General features: G+C 69.2%; 14 protein-coding genes. 6 read left to right on the top strand and 8 right to left on the bottom strand.

Annotated features, from left to right (window positions below; genetic code table 11):
* Positions 1-24: 24 nt before the first annotated feature.
* The 5 genes from ENSA5_RS37945 to ENSA5_RS20230 form a co-directional block, all read right to left on the bottom strand.
* Positions 25-2,052, bottom strand: coding sequence for a hypothetical protein (locus ENSA5_RS37945; RefSeq protein ID WP_181197973.1), 2,028 nt, complete (start codon positions 2,050-2,052; stop codon positions 25-27).
* Between the two features lie 117 nt (positions 2,053-2,169).
* Positions 2,170-3,768, bottom strand: a complete 1,599-nt coding sequence (locus ENSA5_RS20250) for an aldehyde dehydrogenase family protein (protein WP_106393323.1) — start codon at positions 3,766-3,768, stop codon at positions 2,170-2,172.
* Between the two features lie 373 nt (positions 3,769-4,141).
* Positions 4,142-5,482, bottom strand: coding sequence for a Vgb family protein (locus ENSA5_RS37940; protein ID WP_181197972.1), 1,341 nt, complete (start codon positions 5,480-5,482; stop codon positions 4,142-4,144).
* A 124-nt stretch (positions 5,483-5,606) separates the two neighbouring features.
* A complete protein-coding gene (locus ENSA5_RS20235) occupies positions 5,607-6,455 on the bottom strand; it encodes a patatin-like phospholipase family protein (RefSeq protein ID WP_106393320.1) in 849 nt (282 codons plus the stop codon).
* 15 nt (positions 6,456-6,470) lie between these two features.
* Complete coding sequence (locus tag ENSA5_RS20230) at positions 6,471-6,941, bottom strand: universal stress protein (protein WP_106393319.1); 471 nt, start codon at positions 6,939-6,941, stop codon at positions 6,471-6,473.
* Positions 6,942-7,222: 281 nt separating this feature from the next.
* Here ENSA5_RS20230 and ENSA5_RS20225 point away from each other — a divergent pair, with 281 nt between their 5' ends.
* From ENSA5_RS20225 to ENSA5_RS20210, 4 genes are all read left to right on the top strand, one after another.
* Positions 7,223-7,591, top strand: coding sequence for a hypothetical protein (locus ENSA5_RS20225; protein WP_106393318.1), 369 nt, complete (start codon positions 7,223-7,225; stop codon positions 7,589-7,591).
* 300 nt (positions 7,592-7,891) lie between these two features.
* Complete coding sequence (locus tag ENSA5_RS20220) at positions 7,892-10,879, top strand: M16 family metallopeptidase (protein WP_106393317.1); 2,988 nt, start codon at positions 7,892-7,894, stop codon at positions 10,877-10,879.
* 308 nt (positions 10,880-11,187) lie between these two features.
* Positions 11,188-12,120 carry an exopolyphosphatase gene (locus tag ENSA5_RS20215; protein ID WP_106393333.1) on the top strand — a complete coding sequence of 311 codons (933 nt, stop codon included), beginning with the start codon at positions 11,188-11,190 and terminating at the stop codon, positions 12,118-12,120.
* A gap of 180 nt (positions 12,121-12,300) precedes the next feature.
* The gene (locus ENSA5_RS20210) at positions 12,301-13,773 is read left to right on the top strand and encodes an ABC transporter substrate-binding protein (RefSeq protein ID WP_106393316.1); all 1,473 of its coding nucleotides are present in this window, start codon (positions 12,301-12,303) and stop codon (positions 13,771-13,773) included.
* Between the two features lie 7 nt (positions 13,774-13,780).
* Here the strand turns inward: ENSA5_RS20210 and ENSA5_RS20205 are convergent, their stop codons facing one another.
* Positions 13,781-15,418 carry a M66 family metalloprotease gene (locus tag ENSA5_RS20205; protein ID WP_106393315.1) on the bottom strand — a complete coding sequence of 546 codons (1,638 nt, stop codon included), beginning with the start codon at positions 15,416-15,418 and terminating at the stop codon, positions 13,781-13,783.
* A gap of 626 nt (positions 15,419-16,044) precedes the next feature.
* On the opposite strand from ENSA5_RS20205, the gene ENSA5_RS20195 reads away from it, so the two are divergent.
* Positions 16,045-16,509 (top strand): hypothetical protein, encoded by a 465-nt coding sequence (locus ENSA5_RS20195; RefSeq protein ID WP_106393313.1) that lies wholly within the window; start codon positions 16,045-16,047, stop codon positions 16,507-16,509.
* A 12-nt stretch (positions 16,510-16,521) separates the two neighbouring features.
* Here the strand turns inward: ENSA5_RS20195 and ENSA5_RS20190 are convergent, their stop codons facing one another.
* Positions 16,522-16,917 carry a hypothetical protein gene (locus tag ENSA5_RS20190; protein WP_106393312.1) on the bottom strand — a complete coding sequence of 132 codons (396 nt, stop codon included), beginning with the start codon at positions 16,915-16,917 and terminating at the stop codon, positions 16,522-16,524.
* 268 nt (positions 16,918-17,185) lie between these two features.
* Here ENSA5_RS20190 and ENSA5_RS20185 point away from each other — a divergent pair, with 268 nt between their 5' ends.
* Positions 17,186-20,023, top strand: coding sequence for a serine/threonine-protein kinase (locus tag ENSA5_RS20185; protein WP_106393311.1), 2,838 nt, complete (start codon positions 17,186-17,188; stop codon positions 20,021-20,023).
* Positions 20,024-20,033: 10 nt separating this feature from the next.
* Here the strand turns inward: ENSA5_RS20185 and ENSA5_RS20180 are convergent, their stop codons facing one another.
* Positions 20,034-22,073, bottom strand: a complete 2,040-nt coding sequence (locus ENSA5_RS20180; RefSeq protein WP_106393310.1) for a hypothetical protein — start codon at positions 22,071-22,073, stop codon at positions 20,034-20,036.
* Between the last annotated feature and the right edge of the window lie 266 nt (positions 22,074-22,339).

Here is a 22,339-nt window from a genome sequence, read left to right as displayed (position 1 = left end):
GCATACCCGCAGGGGATCCGTTGGTCAGTTGGTCGCGCCGGCGTCGCTCGATTTGGGCGGAGACTTGGCGGGAGACTTGGGCGGAGACTTGGCCGGAGGCTTGGGCTTGGGCTTGGGCTTGGCGGCGGGCGCGGCGAGGAGCTCGGCGGCCTCGATGTCCTCGTCGAACAGCAGGTGCCCGACCGCGTAGGCCGGCTTGCGTCCACGGGTGACCGTGCGCGGGAGGATGCGCAGGCGCGTGAAGCCGCGCTCGGCGAGGACCTCGGGGAGCGCGATGCGCCGGGCGCTGACGCCCGCGAGATTCCACTCGAGCTGGCGCGGCACGGGCACGCGGGCGACCTCGTCGCCGCCGTCGTAGAAGCGGATCTCGAACCGGTCGTTGTCGTTGACGGAGAGCTCGAGCTCGCGTCGCTGCTGGCGGTGCTTGTACTTGACGTACACGCCCGTGTAGCCGAAGGCGCGCACGAGCTTCGAGTCGAGCGCGGTCCCGTCGGGCACCCGCCCGGCTCCGATCGAGCTCGGCGAGCGCTTTGAAGCCCCGTGGAAGCGCCACGACTCCTCGTTGAGCAGCCGCGCGGGCCCGCCGGTGTTGAGCCACCAGATCGCCTTGAAGCGCTCGACGCTCCACAGGTCGCCGCGGGTCACGAGCGAGACGCGCTCGTAGAGATCGTGGATCTTGGGATCTTCGATCACGTTCTCGCCCGACTCGAGGGTCTGGACGTAGCCCTTGGGGATCGCGCGTATGAAGTGACCGGTCATCCAGTTGGGCCTCCACTTCGCGGGCAGGCGCGCGAGCAGAGGATCGCTGAGCGCGACGTTGTCGATCCAGTGAACCTCGGGCCCGCCGCTGAACCCGCGAAAGCCGAGGGCCGTGGCGATCTGGACCCTGTGCCCGGGCCTGCTCCCGCGCAGGCCGAGGCTCGTCCACTTGTGATCGGGCATCGTGCGGATCCGCGTGGCGTGCGAGAGGCTCGCGCCCTTGGCGAGCAGCGCGCGGGTGTTGGTGACCCTGCGCTCACCACGGGCTTCGCTGGCGGTGCTCAGGGTCCGGCTGTTGATCTCGAAGGTGTTGGGGTGCGCCGACAACCCGAGCGCGGCGACGACCGCCGTCACGACCCCGAACTGGGTCCGATCCACGCGCTTGACCTGCGACAGACAGACCAGGGCCATGAACATCGGCGCGGTGAAGAAGCGGCCGAGCATGAAGTCGCCGCCGATCTTCGTCAGGTAGAGCGCGTGCAGGATCACGCCGATCGCGAAGGGCATCATCCGCCGGTCGCGGGTCACGAAGGGCGCGAGCGTGCCCGCGACGATGATCAGCAGCGTGAGCGGATCGGCGTCGAGGGTTGCGACGAAGTAGAGCAGCCCCTGGTGGATGAGCTCGCCGGCCTCGACGCCAGAGTTGAGCTTGGCGAGGGCGGTGTTGGGGACGAGGAGGCCGTAGTAGATGAGCGAGAACAGCTCCCACGCAAACAGCGGCACGCCGCCGAGCAACACCGCGCGGATCAACGCCTTGACCGTGGCGCCGCGTCGGTAGGCCTGAACCCCGGCTGCGAGCACGACCGGCCCGAGCAGGATCGCGTTGTCGGGCCGGCTCAGGAGCGCGAGCCCACCGAGCAGACACAGGAGCGCGAAGCGACGCGCGTCGGGGACGCGGCCGAGGTAGACCCACGCGCTGAGCCCGATCAGCAGGTGCGTCAGGGGGTTCTCGAGGCCCGAGGTCGAGTAGTCGACGAAGGCGTGCGACAGGGCCGCGGCGAGCACCAAGGAGATCCCGACCAGCTCCGAGCGCGCGAGCCGGAGGCTGACGATCGCCAGCGCGCAGGTCGAGACCAGCGCGCCGAAGATGATCAGCGAGTAGAAGAACTCGCTGGTGATCGCGTAGACGAGCCCGCACAGCAGCAGCCACAGCGGGTGGGTGAAGGCCTGAACCCGATGGCCGACGTTCCAGACCAGGCCGTGGCCGGCCGCGAAGTTGTCGATCGTGCGCAGCGAGATGTACGCGTCGTCGGACATCCAGCCGTGGCGCAGGACCAGGGCCGCGAAGACCACGAGCAGGAGTACACGGACCCGACGCCCGGTCGGGGGCGCGCCTCGTCTGCGCTCGCTCGGCACGAGGAGGGGGGTGCCGCCGAGGCGCCGATTCGATCACCGGCGGCCGAGAAACCTTCAGCTGAGCGCGCGTTTGCGCAGGGCCTTGCCGAGCTCGACGAGCGCTTCAAATTTTTTGCCCGCGCCCTTGGCGTAGAGCAGGCGCACGCCTTCGCGGGTCACGTCGTAGTCGTAGCGTCGGCCCGGGAACAGCTTGATCGCGCGGTGGAGCGGGAGCCGATCCTCGATCACGGCCTTGACGTTCGTGCAGGCGCGGAGGCCCTCGCGCCCGTTGAGGCGGCCGAAGCCGCTGCCCTTGACCCCGCCGAAGGGCAGGTCCTGGACCATGTACATCAGCGCCCAGTCGTTGATGCAGGTCGAGCCCGCGACGATCTGGTCGGCGATCCGCCGGGCGCGGACCGGGTCCTTGGAGAACACCGACGAGCTCAGGCCATACTCGCTCGCGTTGGCCACGCGCACGGCCTCGTCCTCGTCGTGGACCCGGGTGATCGCCATGACCGGGCCGAAGGTCTCTTCGTTCATGATCCGCATCTCGTCGGTGACGTCGGCGAGGATCGTCGGCTCGAAGAAGTGCTTGCTCGGCTTGCGCTTGGTCCGCTTGCCGCCGGCCTTGAGCGAGGCGCCCTTGGCGAGCGCGTCTTGGACGAGCTGCTCGACGATCTCGACCTGGGCGGGCATGGTCATCGCGCCGACGTCGACGAGCTTGCCGGCCAGGGGCGCGTCCTGGCGCAGGCGCAAGGTGATGTCCTGGACCTTGGCCACGAACGCGTCGTAGACGGCGTCGAAGACCAGGACCCGCTCGGCCGCGAGGCACATCTGGCCCGAGGCGATGAACGCGGCCGAGACCGCGGCGTGGGCGGCTTGATCGAGGTCGGCGTCGTCGCAGACGATCATCGGATCCTTGCCGCCGAGCTCGAGGATCACCGGGGTCAGGGTCTTGGCGCTCTGCTCGAGCACGCGCTTGCCGTTGCGCATCGAGCCGGTGAACACGATCTTGTCGACCCCGCCCGAGACGAGCGCGGCCCCGGTGTCGCCGTAGCCCGTGATGATCTGGATCAGGTCGGGCGAGTAGCCACAGTCGGCGAGGCAGCGATCCAAGAAGCGCTGGAAGGGCTCGGCCGACCACGAGGTCCACTCGCTGACCTTGATGATGACCGCGTTGCCGGCGAACAGCGCGGGGATCGTCGGGCCGAGGATGTTCTGAAGCGGAAAGTTCCACGGCGTGATCACGCCGACGACCCCGAGCGGGTGGTACTCGACCTTGGCCCGCTTGTGCTGGAGCAGGCCCGAAGACACGGTCTCGCTGCGCAGGTGCTGCTCGCCGTGGGCGATCGTCCAGCGGAGCTTCTCGGCGATCGGCCAGATCTCGCCGAGCATCGCGTTGTCGAGGGTCTTGCCCGCGTCGCGGCAGATCTCCTCGCACAGCGCGTCGGCGTGCTCGAGCAGCATGTCGAGCAGGTGGCGCAGGACCTTGCGGCGCTCGCGAAAGGGCGTGTGCCTCCACGACTCCTGGGCCACGCGCGCCCGCGCGATGCGCTCGCTGACCTGCTCGGGCGTCAGCGCCGGGACCTCGCCGAGGTGCTCGCCGGTCGCGGGGTCGCTGCAGGGGATGGTCGCGGGGATCTCGTACTCGAGGGACTCTGCGGGCGCCGACATTGCGGCGCAAACTAGCAGGCCGCTGAACAACCCACCACGACCCAGAGCACGCCCCTGAGGTCCGATGCCTTCGCCGCCAAGAGCTCGCAGTGACGCGCTCTGGGCCGCGCTGGGTTGTTCAGCAGCCTGCTGGCGAATGCTCGGGTGGGGGAGGGTGGCGTGGGTCACGAGATGCGGCGCAGCTGCGTGCGCTCGATCTCATTTGCGACTCGGCCGCGACTCGGCCGCGAGTACGGGCTTAAACGAAACACGGCGCGCACGACAGTCTCCTAGGACCTGGGGGCCGAGCGAAGCGAGGTTGTCGGGCCGCAGGCCCGAGTCTTGGAGACGATAAAGAGAGTGTGCGCGCCGTGTCGGACGAGCCAGGCTGAGCTCAGCCGCTGGGCGAGCCGACGTTGGTGAGCGCGTAGCCGGTCATGTCGGAGTAGGTGTACGCGCCGACGAGGCCGTTGTAGGTCCAGAACTGGCCGCTCTCCGGGTCGATCTTGCTGACGGTGGAGCCGTAGGCGACGGCCCACACGTAGCCCTCGAAGTCGATGCTGATGCCGTAGGAGCCGCCGGCCGCCCAGGTCTTCTCGACCTGGAGGGTGTCGCGGTTGACCCCGATCACGCCGTTGCCGCCCTGCGACATCCACAGCAAGCCGTCTTCGCCAGCGTCGGCCATGCAGCCCGTGTAGCCGCCGACCGCGGCGGTCTCCCAGGTCTCGGTCTCCGGGTCGAAGCGGGCGACGTTGCTGCTGCAGGTCCAGACGAAGCCCTCGGAGTCGACGGTCATGCCGTAGCCGCTCACGGGCATCTGCCAGATGTCGTAGGTCATGTCTTCGCGGTTGACCCGGATCAGCTTGCCGGTGCCGAGCTGCGAGCCCCAGAAGTCGCCGTTGCCGTCGACCGCGCCGCCGTAGATGCCGTAGTAGCCAGCGGACACGCCCTCGATCGTGATCATCTCCTTGGTCGAGCCGTCGTCACCATCGAGGACGTAGACGTCGATGGTCTGGCCCTGAGTCGCGGCGGTCCACAGCTCTTCGTCTTCCCAGAAGCAGGTGCCTTCGTTGTACTGGCCCGCGCCCCAGGCGACCGGGCGCTGGGAGCTGTACTGCATCGGCTTGTGCCAGGCGACGCACTCTTCGGTGCCCCAGGCCAGGGCCTGGTTGTTGTTGGAGGTCTGGATGCCGGGCATCCCGTTGGACTCCTCGCAGCTCTCTTCGGTCGCGTAGATCTTGGTCACGCCGCCGTTGCGGTTGGCGACCGCGACGTGGCCCGAGAGGCTGACCGAGGTCCGCGAGGGCGAGCCCGCGCTGTCGGGGCGGACGATGTAGCGGCCGACCTCGGTGACGGTCTTGGTGTCGATCTTGCTGATCGTGCCCTCGGTGCTGTTGGCCGCCCAGAGGTACGAGAACTCGGGCTCGTCGTTGCCTCCGCCGCCGCAGTTGAACGCGGAGTCGGGGACCGAGAGCGTGTCCCATTTTTGGTTGCCCGTGCCGCCGTCGTCGTCGCCGTTGTCGTTGCCGTCGCCGTCGCCGGGGTCTCCGTCGCCGTCGCCAGAGTCGCCGTCGCCGGTGTCGCCGGGGCCCGAGTTGCCATCGCCATCACCGTTGCTGTCGACGCTCTCGACGCCGTCGCTGTTGCCGGTCTCTCCGCTGGTCGAGATGCCGCCGCCCGATCCGGTGCCCCCGCTGGGGTCGCTTCCTCCGCAGCCGACGAGCGCCAAACCCACAACACATGTGATCGCTGTTTTTTTCATGACAAGGTCCCGCACGTATCGTATCCCCCGCCACCGCGCAGCTGCAATAGATCGTCAATAGATCATCGCAAGCTGGTACCAGCCCGGGGGGCTGGGTTTAGCAGCCCAGATACGCGTTGAGCTCGCGTGTCTGCGCGCGGACGGTCGCGCGGCCGAGCTCGATCGAGGCCAGGATCCGCCGCTCGGACCGACTGAGCCGACCGGTCGGGAGCTCACCGGGTGGGCGCACGGTCATGATCCGACCGCTGCCCTCGAGCTCGTCGAGCAGCTCCATGGTCGCGTTGTACTGCATCCACTTGGCCCGGATCGCGGCCTGTGTGTGGGGGAATTCGGGGTAGGAGCGACACTGTAGCCACTCGCTGAGCGCCCGCGCCTTGCGGCGATGGCCCCGGGGCTTGGTCAACATCACGATGATCTTGTCGGGCTCGAGCGCGATCGCCTCGCGGATCGCAACCGGGGCCCGAAACCCGCCGTCGATGTAGCGTCCGTCGTCGACGGTCACGACCTTGCCGTAGGCGAAGGGCAAGGCCATCGCGGCGGTCAGCAGATCAAAGACGTTGTGCTCGGTCGCGCGGATGACCCGGGCCTCGCCCGACTCGACCTCGGTCACGGTGATGTGCAGCTGGGTGCGCGAACCCCCGAGCTCGGCCACGTCGAGAGGGATCTCGTCGCGGAACACCGAGACGAGCTCGTCGATCTTCATGACCGAGGCCGGGCCCACGAGGTTGCGATAGTCGACCAGCTGCGAACCATGCGTGCGCAGCGCCCAGATCCGGACGCCGTCCTCGATCTGCCCGGTCGTGAAGTAGGCCGCGTTCGGGGCCCCCGACGAGGTCGCAAACACGTGCGCGGGCGCGACCGGGAGCACCTGCGCGAGCTCGGCCAGGGCCCCGACAGCGAAGGAGCCCCGCAGCCCGCCGCCTTCGACCACGATCGCGAGCTTCATGACCGACGGCTGTTCTCAATTGGTGTCGTCGTCATCGTCATCGTCGACGATCGGCAAGACCAACACCGGACACTGCGCCCGCCGGACGACTCGCTCCGCGACCGAGCCGATCATCCATCGCCGGAGTCCGGTCTTGCCGCGGCTCGGGATCACGATCACGTTGGCCTCGATCTCCCGGGCGACATCGAGGATCTCGCTGGCCGGATCGCCGACGTGGACGCGGCGCTGCGCCTTGGCCAGCCCGGCCGCGTCGAGGACCTTGGTCAGCTCGGTGTCGGCGTGCTTGCGCAGGGTCTCGATCTCGAGCGCGCCGCTCAAGAAGCCCGGCGAGGCCACGTCGATCGGTGGGATCACGTGAAGCACGTAGAGCAACTCGGGGCGCGCGACCATCTCGCGCGCGGTAGCGATCGCGTCGGTCGCGGGGTCCGAGAAGTCGTAGGGTAGCAGCACGGTCTGCTCGCCGGTTTGATCGAATTTCCACGGCATGGGTGTCTCGCTGTTCGGCAGTGTGGCGCAGATCGGGTCGGAACCCAGTGAGCAGGCGGGCTGCAAGCTTTGCGGCCGTCTCTCGAAGGTCTACCAGACCGGCGAGGTCGAGGTCCACGCGCGGCGCGGGATGGACGTGGAGTTGTCCCATGGCCCGAAGTCGGGCCGGCCTGTGGTCGCGTCGAATCCAACTGTAGGCAATCGGTCGCGGCCGGGATCAATTCACTGCTTCGCGCAACACCTCGCGCTCGTGGCCGAGAAGTTGGGGAGCGAGTACAATCATGACGGACCCCATCGACGTGACCCCCGCGATCCTCCGAGAAATCCGAGCCATGCACGCCGACCTGGCTGCGCAGTTTGGAGACTTGCGCGCGCAGTTCGGAGACTTGCGCGCGGAGTTCAGTGACTCGCGCGGCGAGACGAGCCGCCGGCTCGACACGCTGGAGGCGCTGGTCCTTCGACACGACCAGCGCTTCGATACGGTCGAGACCGCGGTCGCGGGGCTGAGCGCGCAGGTCCGAATGCTGTCCGCGGGCGTCACGGCGTCGCTGACCTCGCGCGAGCGCGCCGCGGTCGAGGCCGAGCTCCTCGAGGGCCGGGTCGACGAGCTCGAGGGTCGGGTCGACGCCCTCGAGGCACGCGAAGATTGAGGGCGCCTGGCGAGCAGGGCGCCGAGCTCCGGCGCGGATCGTCTCACCATCGTCATGTTGGGGGGGTCGTTGCGGGCGTGTCGGGCTGAAGAGCGCTGACGTGGCTGAGCATGATCGCGTTGAGGGCCCAGCGGTCATGGCCAACATGAAGGTCGACTTGTTCGAAGGCTGGGACTCTTGGTCCGTCATCGATCGACCGTCATCGATCGACCCGAGGCCGAGCTCCGCGAGCGCCAGGGAATCTCGCCCGGGTGGTCGCTGGGCTCGTGCCCACGCCCACGCCCATGTTATGCACTGCGCATGTTCCGCAGTCTCGACGCGCGCCCGGTCCTCGTCGCCGCATGCTTCGGCCTGACCTTCGGGTGTCTCCCAGCCCCGGACGTGACCCCGCCAGAGCCTTCGACGCCAGCCGCGATCGAGGAGCTCAGCCCCGAGCAGATCCTCGCGGCCTCGGATCTCCCGCCGACCCTCGACGCGCCCCTCGACGGCGACGAGATGGGCGTGACCGTGCACCGCCTGACCAACGGGATGACGGTCTACATCAGCACCGATCGCCAAAAGCCGCGCTTCACCTCGTGGATCGCCGTGCGCACGGGCAGCCGCAACGATCCGGCAGACTCGACGGGCCTCGCCCACTACCTCGAGCACATGTTGTTCAAGGGCACCGACGAGTACGGGACCCTCGACGCCGAGGCCGAGCGCGAGCACCTCGAGCGGACCGAGCAGCTCTACGCCGAGCTACGCCAGGCCGACGAAGGGCGCCGGGCCGAGATCTTCGCCGAGATCGACGCGCACAACCAGGCCATGGCCGAGTACGCGGTGCCCAACGAGTTCAGCCGAATGTACTCGGCGCTCGGGGTCGAGGGCATCAACGCGTTCACCAGCGACGAGGTCACGGCCTACATCGCAGACGTGCCCTCGAACCGGCTCGAGGCCTGGGCCAGGGTCGAGGCCGAGCGCTTCGCCGACCCCGTGTTTCGCCTGTTCTATACGGAGCTCGAGGCGGTCTACGAGGAGAAGAACCTGTCGATCGACAGGCCCGAGAGCCGCATGTGGGAGACGATGCTGCTCGCGCTCTTCCCCGCCCACCCCTACGGCACGCAGCCGACGATCGGCGTGGTCGAGCACCTCAAGAGCCCGGCCTACACCGACATGGTCCAGTACTTCGAGGACTGGTACGGGCCCAACAACATGGCCGTGCTGCTCGCCGGTGACATCGACGCAAAGACGGCGCTGCCCGTGCTCGAGCGGACCCTCGGCCAGCTCCCGCCGCGTCCGATCGGGACCCGGGCCGAGGCCGCGCTGCCGCCGATCTCGGGCCGCGTCGCCCACGAGCTCGTCGCCGAGGGCGAGCAGAGCGTGATGCTGGGCTGGCGGACCGTCGAGGTCAAGCACGAGGACGAGCCGGTCATGGTCGTGCTCGACTGGCTGATGGACAACTCGAGCAGCGGCTTGCTCAACCTCGAGCTCGAGCTGACCCAGAAGGTTCAAGACGCGGGCTCGTGGTCGACCTCGCTCAACGACGCCGGCTACTTTGCCATCAGCGCGACGCTCCAGCAGGGCCAGACCCACGCCGAGGTCGAGGAGCTGATCCTCGGGGTCATCGCCAAGCTCGAGGCTGGCGAGTTCAGCCAGGCCGAGATCGACGCGATCAAGCTCCACGAGGACATCCGCGACAAGCAGGCGCTCGAGAGCAACTGGGGCCGGGTCGCGCGGATGCTGGACGCGTTCATCGAGCGGCGCTCGTGGGCCGAGGTCCTCGCGCGTGACCAGAGGCTGCGCGCGGTCACCCGTGAGGACGTAATCCGCGTGGCCAAGACCTACCTCGGCGATGACTATGTGGTGATCAACCGCAAGCAGGGCGCCCACACGGTGCCCAACATCGACAAGCCCAAGATCACGCCGATCGACATCGACGTCTCGCGCCAGAGCCCGTTCGCGGCCGAGGTCCTGGCGATGCCCGCGACCGAGCTCGAGCCCCAGTGGCTCGTCGAGGGCGAGCACTACCAGCACCTCGAGCTGCCCGCGGGGCCGCTGATCGTCGCCCACAACGCCCGCAACGATCTGTTCTCGCTCCAGTACCGCTTCGACCGCGGCCACCGCAAGGCCGAGATGCTGTGCGTGGCCCTCGAGCTGCTCGAGCGGTCCGGCTCGGGTCCGACCTCGGCCGAGGATCTGCAGCGGCGGCTGCATGCGATCGGGACCGACGTCGGCTTTCGCTGCGGCGGCGAGACCAGCGCCATCGACATCGACGGTATCGACGCCAACCTCGAGCAGAGCGTCGAGCTGGTCGAGCAGTGGCTGCGCGATCCCAGCTTCGACGAGGGGGACCTCGCCAAGCTCCGCGTCAACATCATCTCTGCGCGCGAGGACGAGCTCGACGACTCGGACGAGCTCGGCGAGTTGCTCGCCGACTACGCGCGCTTCGGCGAGCACAGCGTCGCGCTGTCCAGGCCGAGCAACGCGGCGATCCGCAAGGTCAGGGCCAAGCCTCTGCGCAAGCTGCTGGCCACCTTCCCGGACCACAGCCACCGCACGCTCTACTTCGGACCGCGGGCGCCCGCCGAGGTCGCCGAGGTCGTGGCGCTCGGGCGCAGGCACAAAAAGACCGGTCCGCGGAAGCTGCGGCGCTTCCGCGGCGGGGTCGAGGGCACGACGATCTACTTCCTCCACAAGGACGTGGCCAAGTCCGCGGTCTCGCTCGCGATCCCCCTCGGCGCCCAGGACCGCGAGCAGCTCCCGGTCGCCCGCTACCTCGCCCACTACATGGGCGGCAACATGAGCTCGCTGATCTTCCAGGAGATCCGCGAGGCCCGGGGCCTGGCCTACTACGCGTTCGCCTCCGTGCTCGAGGCCAAGGTGCCCGATGATCAGTGGGCGCTGATCGGCGGCATGGGCACCCAAGTCGACAAGACCAACGAGGCCCTGACCACCTATCTCGAGCTCCTGCGCGAGCGGCCGATCGAGGCCACTCGCCTCGAGCACACGCTCGGGTCGCTCGACGCCGACTATCGATCGAGCCGCATCGACCCGCGCTGGGTCGTTTGGCTGGTCGACAGCTGGGACCAGCGAGGCGAGCGCGCAGACCCTCGCCCGTGGGAGTGGGGGCAGATCCAGACCCTCGGGGTCGACGACGTGCAGGGCTTCGCGACCGGTTACGCGGAGCTCCCCGTGATCGTCAGCATCGTCGGGGATCGAACGCGTATTGACCTCGACGCCCTCGCACAGCTCGGCAAGGTGATCGAGGTCGAGCCCGAGCAGCTCGTGAGCTACGGGATGTTCGAGTAATCTGCGTGATTTGCGCCAGGTGCGCGAGGCTTGCTCGGGCCAGGCCGTGACACAGACTTCGCGAACATGATGTCGATCGCGGCGCGCGTGGATCGTCGTGGGTCTGAAGCTCCACCGCGGTAGCGGAGCCTGTCATGCGAGACCTCGTTCGGAGTCGGCGCGCTCACTCAACTCGTGAGCCTGGGCTTGCTCGGCGACGCCGTGTACTGCTGAGCGCCGCGCCGCCGCCAGACAGCTCGAGCCCGTCTGCTTTGTGTCTGGCGGTCGCTCGCGTATACTCGCCGCTTGCGACCCCCGGAGCGAGCGTGATGAGCAAGTACCGCCTGATTACCCGCAGCGATTTCGACGGTCTGGTGTGCGCGGTTCTGCTCAAGGAACTCGACCTCATCGACCCCGAGGAGATCCTGTTTGTCCACCCCAAGGACATGCAGGACGGGAAGATCGAGGTCACCCCTCGCGACATCAGCACGAACCTGCCCTACGTGGAGGGGCTCCACCTGTGCTTCGACCACCACGCGAGCGAGGTCCTGCGCGTGGGCGGCAAGCGTGACAACCACATCATCGACGCGGGCGCAATGAGCGCTGCGCGGGTGGTCTACGACTACTACGGCGGCAAGGAGAAGCTGCCGAACGTGACCGACGAGATGATGGCCGCGGTCGACAAGTGTGACGCGGCGCGGCTCTCGGAGCAGGAGATCCTCGAGCCCGACGGCTGGATCTTGCTCAATTACCTCATGGACGCCCGGACCGGGCTCGGCCGATTCCGTGATTTTCGCATCAGCAACTACGCGTTGATGATGGAGCTGATCGACTATTGCCGTGACCATACGGTCGAGGAGATCCTCGCGCTCCCCGACGTCAAGGAGCGCGTGAATCTCTACATGGATCATGTGCCCAAGCAGCGCCATCAAATCGAGCTGTGCTCGACCGTCTACGAGAACGTCGTCGTGCTCGACCTCCGCGACGAAGAGACGATTTGGGCCGGGAACCGCTTTGTGATCTATGCGCTGTATCCAAACACCAACATCTCGATTCACGTGATGTGGGGGCGGCAGCAGCAAAACACCGTGTTCGCGATCGGCAAGTCGATCCTCAATCGGACCTCGCAGACCCACGTGGGTCAGCTGTGTCTCGACTATGGTGGCGGTGGTCACGGCGCCGCGGGCACCTGCCAGATCGACAACGATCAGGCCGACAAGGTGCGCGGCGAGCTGATCGCCCGCATCATGGCTGACGGCTGAATCCCCCCGGCGAAGGGGCCGTGTGCCGAGTGCGCGGCTTCGCGTGCGGGGGTGACTGCGTGGACATGTCGCCGTGTCAGCCCGACGGGATGGGCGGGGCTGAAGCTTCCTCCAGGGGGCCTGGGCCCATCCAGACGGCGGTTTTGCTCCTTGCGCGTGGGTCTGAAACAATCCGGGCGAGTGAGCCGACCACGCAAGACCAACGAGCCCGATACCAATACGCTGCGCGTCGGTCTGCTCGGCGGCTGGGGCGGGCTCGACCCGTGGGAGGCCCAGGACCTCGCCGGCGTCATCGTCCGCAACCAGTGCTTCGAGACGCTCTACACTCGGGTCGACGGCAAGATCGTCGCCGACCCGCGCTACCTCGCCCACGAGCTGCGGCTCGAGACGATCGGCATTAACGGGATGCCGCGCTACTCGGTCCGCCTGGTCGATGATCTCTTCTTTTGTGATGGCACGGCGGTCCAGCCCGAGGACATCGCGGCCTCGCTTCAGCACGTCGCGCCGCTGCGCGCGGTGACCAAGGTCAACGCCGCCGGGGGCCGACGGGTGCAGTTCAACTGCGTCGAGCCGGAGGTCGTGCTCGAGCCTCACCTGGCGCAGATCTGGAGCGTGATCGGCAAGCGCGGGGCCAAGAACTGGGTTGGAACCGGGCCCTACGCGATCGTCGAGGAGACCGTCGCCCCGGCCGGCAAGGTCCTGGTTCTCGAGCGCAACCCGCACTGGAACGCGGGCGATCGCAAGCAGCCGTCGATCGAGCGGATCGAGTTTTGGGCCTACCCCCTCGACGCCGACAACAAGCCGACCAAGCTCCGCGAGGCGCTCGAGCAGGGCGAGATCGACTTCACGATGATGCTCTCGCGCGAGGTCGCCAAGGGCCTCCAGGGCGTTCGCAAGGTCTACCAGCCCGGTCAGAGCACGGCGTTTTTGGCCTTCACCTGTCGTCGGCCGTGGCTGCGCGATCCGGCGGTTCGGCGGGCGCTCTCGGCCGCGATCGATCCCTGGGCGCTGGCGCGGGTCTGCCACGACAACCCCGCGGCCTTCGCCGCGCGCGGCTTGCTGCCGCCCGCGCTCGCGCCGACCCGGCGCAGCCTGCCCAACTACGGCCAGGACGTGGCCGCCAAGGCGCTCGAGGCGGTCGGGGACAGGCCGAGCTCGCTGCGCATGCTGGTGGTCTGGGGGCCGCGGCCCTACCTGCCCAACCCGATGGGCGTCGCCAAGGTGATCGCCGAGCAGTTCGGCGCGCTCGGGATCGGCGTCATCATTCAGCAGCCCGACACGGCCGAGGCCTTCTTCGAGGCCGTGCGCCGCGGGGAGCACGACCTGATCTTGTCGGGCTACATCGCCGAGACCGCGGAGCCGATCGACTTCCTCACCGCGTTGCTGTCGTCGAAGCGGATCCCCAGGCGCGGGACGCCGATGGCGAGCACGACCAACCTCGGGGGCTACGCGGACCCGGAGATGGATCGGCGCCTCGCCGCCGCGCAGCTCGACAGCGCCCAGCTGATGGCGGTCAACGAGCTGTTCGAAGACCAGCGGCCCCTGGTCCCGCTGATGTACGGCGCGAGCGTGGCCGTGCACTCGTGGCGGGTCCAAAACTTCGAGATGGATCCGCGCGGGATCCCGAGCTTCGCCGAGCTCACGCTGGGTTGAGCGGCGATCAGTTTGGCGTCGCGTCGCCAGGTGCGCGGTGGAGCCCGTCAAATGCGATCGCAGGGCCGGGCGAGCCACCCGCGAGCTCGATGCCCTCGAGCTCGGGCCCCTCGAGCTCGAGCGAGAACAGCGCCTCGTCGAGCTCGCCCTCGGGCAGGACCGCGGCGAAGTTGAGGGTCTCGTCGTCGCCGCGCGGCGAGATCCAGACCGGCATGTTCAAGTGCTCGCCGTCGAGCTCCCACGCGATCGAGGCCGTCGAGCTCATGACCCCCGAGATTGACCCCCGCGTGGTCCACCAGTCGATCGTCCCGTCGACATAGAGGGCGCCCACGAGGATCTCGTCGAAGTCGGTCACCGACCACGCGCGGAGCCCCTGACCGCCGCTGCTCGCCGCTTCGTCCTCGAGCGCCCACTCGGTCAAGGTCTCGATCACCGGCCAGACCTGGTTGTAGCCGTAATCCGAGACCCACTCGTTGGCGCAGTACGTCATGTAGTCGCGCGACCCGGCCGGCGAGCGCAGGCGCAGGTCGTGGATCCCAAACCCCCACACGCCCGTGACCCCGCCGCTGTAGGGGTAGGCAGGATCGACCCCAGCCTCGCCGGAGCAGCGCACGTGTCGGCGGCCCTGGGTGTGGCCGACCTCGTGGACGAAGGTCTCGGCCGCGGCCTGGCCGTCGCCGCTGTAGCGCCCGGCCGAGACCCGCTGGTAACCGAGGCCCGGGTCGACCTCCGAGGGGATCGCTATCGCCTGGCCGAGCAGCCCCGAGGGGTAGCCGTCGCAGGTCGTGATCAGCCCAAAGTAGTACTCGTAGGGCGCGGCCTCGTCGTCGACGTGGAGCATCGAGAGCGCGGTCAGGATCGGCGAGAAGCCGGCCTCGGACTCGCCGATCGTCTCGGTCCAGACGAGCGGCTCGCGGACCGAGAGCTTGGCGACCTGGACCGGGTTGTTTTGCTCGAGCTCCTTGCGCATGGCCTCGACCTCGGCGTCGGGGACCGAGGCATCGGACACGCAGTCGCCCCAGTGGTGCTCGATCGGAACGAGCACGACGTGGATCTGCATGGGGTCGGGATCGGCCGTGAGCGCGGCGTCCCACGCCGCCCAGGGCAGCGCGGGGGCGTCGACGCGCGCGGCGCCCTCGGCCGCGGGCTCAGGCTCGGGCTCGGTCCCGGGCTCGTAGGGGGTGGTCTCGTAGACGTCGACGCGCAGGCGCAGGCCGTCGACGACCATGTCGGGCTCGAGGTACCAGGCGAAGGTCTGATGCAAGGAGCTCTCGACCGAGTCACCCTTGACCTCGACGATCGAGTCTTGGACGACATCGTCGACGCCCTCGCTGGGGGACTCGATCGTGAGCTTGGCCAGGAGCTCGCGCGCCTCGAAGTCCGCGTGGACCGAGTAGTGGGCCCGGACCAGCATCGCGCGACCCTCGAGCAGCGGCACGTTGTAGCTGCTGGCCTCGGCGACCTCGTTGCCGCGGACGAGCTCGACCTGCACGCCCTGGTTGACGGTCATTCGGGTCAGGCGAATCCCGGGCGCGTGGACGTAGGTGAGCTCGGGCTCGGGGAGCGGCTCGCTGGTCTCGCCGCCGCACGAGGCGAGCAGGGCCAGCGCCGAGGCGAGCGCTGGGCCGAGGTGAGGCCGCGTCATGGAGGCAGGGTAGCCCGAAGCGCGGGCCAGGTCGCGCGCGCGCTGGGAATTCTCTGCCAGAGGGCGTGCGGGTCGGTCCATGCGCTGTTGGCCGCTGGCTCCTCAGAGCCCTCGCCGACGCGATAGGCTTGGGCCGTGACACTCAAAGATGACCTGGCCGAGGTCCGCAAGGCCATCAAGAAGAACCACAAGGACGTCGCCGCCGACGCCATCGCACGGCTCGGGGCCTCGGGTGAAGACGCCGCCCTCGAGATGTTGCTCGACGCGTTCGAGTGGGCGCGCCTGCGCGCTTGCGAGCCTGCCAAGAGCGCGCTCGTGGCGAGCTCGGCGAACGCCTGGTCCGCGAGCGCCCCCGGCCCAAGATCCACGGCTGCCTGCGAGGGCTGCTCGCGATCCCGCACCCGGATCGTGAGCCGCTCGAGCCCGGGGCCCGACCTACGCCGAGCTGCTCGCGCAGCTACCGGAGTCCTTCCGCCGCAGTCGGGAGGCGGGGAACTGGGAGCTCGAGCGCGAGCGCGGCACCTACTGGATCCGCGCGCGCAGCTTGGAGCTCGGCGAGCTCGAGGCGCTGCTCGACGCGCTCGGCGAAGACGGCCGCGAGAAGGTTCGGGGGCTACGTCAGCCCGATGCTCGGCCGCTTCGGCGCGAACGGGGGCAAGCTCCGTCGGCTGGAGCTCCCCGCTTGCTTTGGCAACATCTCGCCGACGACCTGGAACACTGACGAGGGCGTGGAGCTCGCGTCGCTGCGTGAGCTCGTGCTCGACGGCGGCGCCACGGGCAACTTCTTCGCAACGCTCGCCGACGCGTGGTTCCTGCCCCAGCTCAGGGAGCTCTCGCTCGCCTCGACCAGCATCTTTGCCGAGCGCTTCGATCCGCTGCTCTCGGTCGACGCGCCAGCGCTCGAGCGGCTCTCGCTGCGTGACTGCGAGGGCCTGCGGGCGGCGCTGTTCGAGAAGCTCGCGCGCTCAAAGCTCCTGCGCAACGTCACCTGGCTCGATGTCGGCGGCCGGACAGACCTCCGGGCCGAGGTGATCGAGGGCGTGGGTCCCCGCGTGGCGGAGGCGATGCGGGCCGCCGGTTGGCCACGCTGACCTCTGGCGCGCTCAGCTCAGGCGCAGGATCCCGTCTCGGTCGGGCTCCACCCAGCCCGCGAAGTTGCGGCTGTAGTCCCCGGTGCTCCACCAGCCTTGGCCGAGATCGAGGGTCTGGACCTGGGGCCACGCGTGGGTGAGCGCGCGCAGGGAGTCAAGGTCGCGAGCCCCGTCGAGCCAGGTTGTGGCGAGCTGGCTGAGGTCGACGTGGACGACGCTCGGCGGCAGCGGCACCTCGGCGAGCGTCCGCCAGTGTCGGCCCTCGCCACGAAACACGAAGCGCAGGTCTCGGAGCGCGGGCCAGCCCCCAGTCCACGCGGGGTCGGTCGCGCGCTGCCAGTTCACGACCAGGATCTCGAGCCACTCGATCCGGTTCGTCCACCGGGAGCCGGAGATCGCGGTCAGCAATTCGAAGGGCCGGCCGCCGTGGGCTCGCAGTCGGCGCGGGAGCTGAATCCACGGGCGCTCGGCCTCTCGGCTCGTCCACGGCGTTTCGGCGGCGCAGGCCTAGCAGCCCGGGGTGCAATGCCTCGCGCCGCCTCGCTTGGCCTCATCGTCAAAGAACTCGTCGCTCGCGAGGTGTGGAGCTTGCGTGCTCGGCGGTGAACTAGAATTTCACAGCCGCACGGCGCTGTCACTTTCGCCGAACCCGACGCCTGATACACTGCGCCGACGCGTGTCTGACGACCTCGAGACGCTGGTGGCTGACTCGGGGCGCACCGCGCTCTTGTCCTTGCCCGAGCGGCGCGCCGACCTGGCCTCGGACAACACCCAGCTCGCGGGCGCCTCGGGCGTGAGGGTGACCCTCGGTCAGGTTGGTCCGGGCACAGTCGTCGGTCGCTACCTGGTGCTCGAGGAGGTCGGGCGCGGGGCGATGGGGGTGGTCTACTCGGCCTACGATCCGAAGCTCGATCGCAAGGTTGCGATCAAGCTGCTGATCGCGGACGAGCGCGGGCGTCGGAGCCTCGGCGAGGCCCAGGCCCTGGCCAAGCTCAACCACCCCAACGTCGTGCAGGTCTACGACGCGGGCGAGCACGGCGAGCGCGTGTTCATGGCCATGGAGTTCGTGGTCGGTCGGCCGCTGGGGACGTGGCGCGAGCAGACCCGGCCCGAGCGCGCGGCGATCCTCGACGTGTTTTGTCGCGCGGCGCTGGGCCTCGCGGCCGCGCACGAGGCCGGGCTGGTCCATCGCGACTTCAAGCCCGACAACGTGATGATCGCCGATGACGGGCGCGTGCTGGTCATGGACTTTGGCCTCGCAATCGTCGGGCACGAGCCCGAGTCGAGGACTCGCGCCGGCAAGTTCTGGGCCTCGGGCACGCCCGCGTACATGTCCCCGGAGCAGTTCGCCAACGATCCGGTCGGGCCCAAGAGCGACCAGTTTAGCTTCTGCGCGGCGCTGTACGAGGCGCTGGCCGGGGAGCGGCCGTTTGCGAGCGACAACCTCGCGAGCCTGGCGACGGCGGTCACGGCGGGCGAGCTGCGCCACGCCGCGCCGCTGCGCGGCCAACCAGCGTGGCTGCGCCGGGTGGTCTTGCGCGGGCTCGCGGTCGATCCCGAGGCGCGCCACGAGTCGATGCAGGCGGTCGCCGAGCGCCTCGAGGCGGGGCTCGGTCGTCGCGGCCGCACGCTCGGGCTCGGGCTCGGGGGGCTCGTCGTCTTTGGCGTACTGGCCAGCTGGGCGGTCGGCGGCGAGCGAGAAGACCCCGCGGCCGCGCGGTGCCGCGCCGACGCCCAGGTGCTCGCCGACGAGTGGGGCCTGGACTGGAAAGCGCGCGCGCGCTCGGTGTTCGAGTCGGGTCTCGAGCGCGACGGCGAGCGGCTGTGGCGACGGCTCGAGTCCGACGTCGACGAGTTCGCCCAGGCGTGGGCGGCGAGCTACGACCAGGCCTGCTCGGCGCACTTCAGCGGACGCACGCTCGCGGCCGCGGCCTACCGCCACCGCCTGCGCTGCCTCGACGGTCAGCGGGTGTACGCGGCCAGCTTGCTCGACGGGCTCGAGCGCGCCGACGGTGAGGTGCTGCGCGAGATCGCGGCGGTCAGCTCGGAGCTGCCGAGGCCGTCGAGCTGCGAGTCTGATGAGCGCGCCGCCGGCGACTTTGACGAGGACAGCCAGGGCCTCGTCGCCGAGGCGCGCCTCGAGCTGATGCGCGCGCAAGGCCGCGCCGACGCGGGCGACAACGCCGACGCCCGCCGCCTCGGCGAGGCCGCGCTGGGCTCGCTCGCCGAGGTCGATGCCCCGGTGACCCGCGCCGAGCTGCTCGGCCTGCTCGCGGGGGTCTACTACGAGGAAGGTGAGCTCGAGGCGGGGGGCGCAGCGCAGCGCGGCGCGGTCGAGGCCGCCGCGCGCAGCGGCGACGCGCGGCTGCTCGCCGAAGCGTGGCTGGAGCGGGTCGAGCGTCTGTTGACGTACGAGACGAAGCTCGAGACCGCCGCGACGCTGCTCGAGGCTGCACACGTCACGGTCGCGGCCCTGTCCGACGACCCGCTGCTGCGCAGCCAGCTCGAGTCTCAGCGGGGGCTCATCGCGCTGGAGTCCGGGCGCACGACCGACGCCCGCGATGCGTTCCAGGTCGCGCTCGACATCGCCGAGCAGGCCGGGCTCGGCGATCGCGTGCTGGCCGTCCATACCCGTCGGCTCGGCGCCGCGGAGGCGACGCTCGGTGACGTCGAGGGGGCGCGCGAGCAATTCGAGCGCTCGGCCGAGCTCTCGGCTGAGCTGTTGGGCGAGCGTCACTCTCTGGTCGTGGGCGCCTACGGGAACCTGGGTCTGCTGTGTCGAAAGGAGGGCGACGGCGCCTGCGCTCGCGCGTACTTCGAGAAGGCGATCTCGCTGGTCGAGCGCGCACCCCAGCGCGCGCGCTACCTCGTGCTCCTCGGTCAGCTCGAGTACGACGAGGGCCACCTCGACGAAGCCCAGCGCCTCGCCGAGGAGGCCATCGAGCTCTACACGGCGAGCTACGGCGAGCTCCACCCCGATCTGACCTCGCCGTGCCTGCTGCTGTCCAACGTGCTCCAGCGTCGCGGCGACGTCGAGGGTGTGTTCGCGCAGGCGCAGCAGCTGCTGGAGATCGCCGAGCAGACCACGCCCGCCGACCACCCCAAGCGCGCGCTCGCGCTGGCGAAGCTCGGGGAGGCGCTCCGGACCAAGGGCGAGCTGACGCAGGCGCTCGAAGCTCACGAGGCCGCGCTGCGCATGCGTCGCGACACGCTCGAGCCTGGCGACGTTCGGCTCGGCTACAGCCTCGTGCAGACCGCCGAGGTCCTGCGCCTGCTCGAGCACGCCGAACGAGCCGCGCCCCTCGCCCGTGAGGCCGTCGCGTTGTTCGACGCCGCACCCGGCACGGAGTCGTGGCGAGCCGACGCTCGGTTCGTGCTCGCGCGGGTGCTCGGCCCCCGCGGCCTCGAAGATCGGCGCGCGCTCGCTGCCGAGGCGCTCGCGGTCTACGAGTCGCTCGGGTCCGGCTACGATCACGAGGCCGAGCGCGTGCGCGCGTGGCTCGACGGCCGCTGAGCGCGTGAAGCTACAAGGGCGCGGGAGCCTCGACCCCGGTCCCCGCCATCTCGAGCTCGGAGAGCTCCGTCTGCAGCTTGGTCTGGCGCGCCCACAGCTCGCTCGTCCGAGCGGCGCGCGCGCGTATGTCCGCGGTAATCTTGATCCCGGTATCGACGAGGCCGCTGGCCAGCTCGGCCCACGAGGGCGCGTCGATGAATTGGCCCAGGCGCAGGTCCCAGCCGTCCTTGGTCACCTTCATCGACGCCGCGGTCACGCCCCAGGGCCAAAAAACCTCGCGAATCATGGTGGCCTGGGCCTCGCCGTCGCGCTGACGCAGCTCGGACAGCTCCGCTTGGATCTCGGCGAGCTCCTCGCGCTTCTTGCGGTACTCGGGCGTGTCGGGCGTGTTGCTGGACTTGGGCTTGGGCTCGAGTATCTGGGTGTCGCTGCGAGCGAGCATGAACCATGAGCTCAGGCCCAGCATCGCCTGGCGGGCCGAGTAGAGCGCGGCGACCTTGGGGTCGGCGATGAACTTCACGTAGTCCTCGTGCTTGGCCTGTCCGTCGAACGCGGGCGCGCTCGCCCCGGTCTTGATCCGGGTCAGCATCTCCTCGCTGCTGGTGACGACCAGGTAGCTCGAGCCGTCAGCGGGCGCGGTCAGGGCGAACAGCAGGGTCTTGCCGATCGGCGTGGGCACGCTCCACAGATCCCGCTCGTCGTCTCGGGTCACGAAGGACGCGAGCAAGACGTTGCCAAACACGCGCTCGACGAGGGCCTTGCCCTTGGCGGCGTCGGTGAAGCCGATCGTCGCGGTGCCCTCGACGGCCGCGACCAACTTGGCCTCGAGCTCGTCGCTGGTCTTGCCGTTGTCGCCTGCGCTGGCCAGGAGCTGGTTGAGATCGGCCTCGAAGCCGAAGCCGAACTCACCAGACAGCGCAGGCAGCAGCTCGCCCTCGACGCTGAAGCCGGCCAGCGCCTCGAACTCTGCGAGCCCCTCGTCCGCGTCCTCCTTGTCCTGGCCCTCGGCGGCGGCGACCTTCTTGACCAGGTCGAAGACCGCGGCGGGGTCGAGGTTGTAGGCGCCGAGCATCACCGCGTCTTCGCCGAGGGCGCGGATCACCGGGTTCACCTTGGTCCCGTTGCGAGCCAGCTTGGTCAGCGGGGACTCGGCGTCGGTCTGAATGAAGACCTGGGCCGAGGCCGAGCGCGCGTCAAAGTCGCCACCCATGACGATCGTGCGCATCGGCCCGAAGATCTCGCGCACCAGCGCGGCCTGGGCCTTGTCGCGCGCGGTGGTCTCGGCTCCGAGCTCCGTCATCATCGTGGTGATGACCGGGCTGAGGTTGATGAAGCCGGCCATGTCGGCGCCGCCCTCGAGCTGGGGGATGGCGGCCTTGAACGCGTCGTTGGTCGCCAGCGACTGATCGACGTCGAGCTCGGCGATGCGCTTGGCGAGCGCGAGGCCGAGCTCGTCGTTCTTGTCGGATCCGACGACGTAGGCGTGGTCGGCCTTCACGGTCAGGCAGACGTCGGTGTGGTCCTTGGGGCACAGGATCGTCGCGTCGGCGACTTCGTGGGTCTCGAGCGTCAGCGGGGCGCGCTCGGCCATCGCCCGGACCGAGGTCAAGAAGCGCTCGCGGTCGCTGAGGCCGACGAAGCCGCCCGCGCTCTTGTCTTCGATGCTCCAGAAGAACATGCCGATCGGCGCGCTGGGATCGATGCCGAAGGCGTCGAGCCCGGCGGGGCTGAGTAGATCCTGGCCGGTCAGCTCGCGGAGCAGGTCCGCGGTCTGTTCGTAGTGGGGGCCGAGCTTGGTCGCGATGTTGTCGCGGCCGAACAGGGTGAAGAAGCGCTCGGGCCCGGCGAACGCACCGACCACGATCGCGTCGCCGGGGTAGAGCTTGGTCAGCTGCTGGGCCTCGAGGATGTTCGCGCCGGAGCCGAGGCTCGTGACGGCGGTCTCGCTCTCGCTCGCTTCGGACGGCGCCTCTTTTGGCGAGCTCTTGGTGCACGCCGTCGAGACGAACAGGCACGAACACAGGGCGATGGGTAGGCTGATCTTGCGCATCGGTGCTCCGGACGCCGCATCATACAGGTTGCGGGGGTCCGGGCGACCTTCGCGGAGGTCTGGTCTAAACGAGCAGTACGGCGCCCACGCCTGGAATTTTGCTTCGACGATCTGGATCCGACCCCTTTAGCGCGAGCCCGGCGTAGCTGCTGAGCTCGGCCTCGCGCTTGGCAGGGGCGTGGGCCGCCGCGCGCTCAAAACGGGATGTCGTCGCGCATCGAGTCGTTGCCGTCGGGCCCGTCGGGCGGGGGGATGTCGTCGAAGGG

It is taken from the genome of Enhygromyxa salina (genome assembly GCF_002994615.1).
GTDB classification, from domain to species: domain Bacteria; phylum Myxococcota_A; class Polyangia; order Nannocystales; family Nannocystaceae; genus Plesiocystis; species Plesiocystis salina_A.
This window is presented reverse-complemented; position numbering and strand designations above follow the sequence as displayed.

Coding starts and splice junctions, on each gene's coding strand:
- ENSA5_RS20250 (WP_106393323.1), bottom strand. CDS start 3,768: ATGTCGGCGCCCGCAGAGTCCCTCGAGTACGAGATCCCCGCGACCATC.
- ENSA5_RS20235 (WP_106393320.1), bottom strand. CDS start 6,455: ATGAAGCTCGCGATCGTGGTCGAAGGCGGCGGGCTGCGGGGCTCCTTC.
- ENSA5_RS20230 (WP_106393319.1), bottom strand. CDS start 6,941: ATGCCGTGGAAATTCGATCAAACCGGCGAGCAGACCGTGCTGCTACCC.
- ENSA5_RS20225 (WP_106393318.1), top strand. CDS start 7,223: ATGACGGACCCCATCGACGTGACCCCCGCGATCCTCCGAGAAATCCGA.
- ENSA5_RS20220 (WP_106393317.1), top strand. CDS start 7,892: ATGTTCCGCAGTCTCGACGCGCGCCCGGTCCTCGTCGCCGCATGCTTC.
- ENSA5_RS20215 (WP_106393333.1), top strand. CDS start 11,188: ATGAGCAAGTACCGCCTGATTACCCGCAGCGATTTCGACGGTCTGGTG.
- ENSA5_RS20205 (WP_106393315.1), bottom strand. CDS start 15,418: ATGACGCGGCCTCACCTCGGCCCAGCGCTCGCCTCGGCGCTGGCCCTG.
- ENSA5_RS20195 (WP_106393313.1), top strand. CDS start 16,045: ATGCTCGGCCGCTTCGGCGCGAACGGGGGCAAGCTCCGTCGGCTGGAG.
- ENSA5_RS20180 (WP_106393310.1), bottom strand. CDS start 22,073: ATGCGCAAGATCAGCCTACCCATCGCCCTGTGTTCGTGCCTGTTCGTC.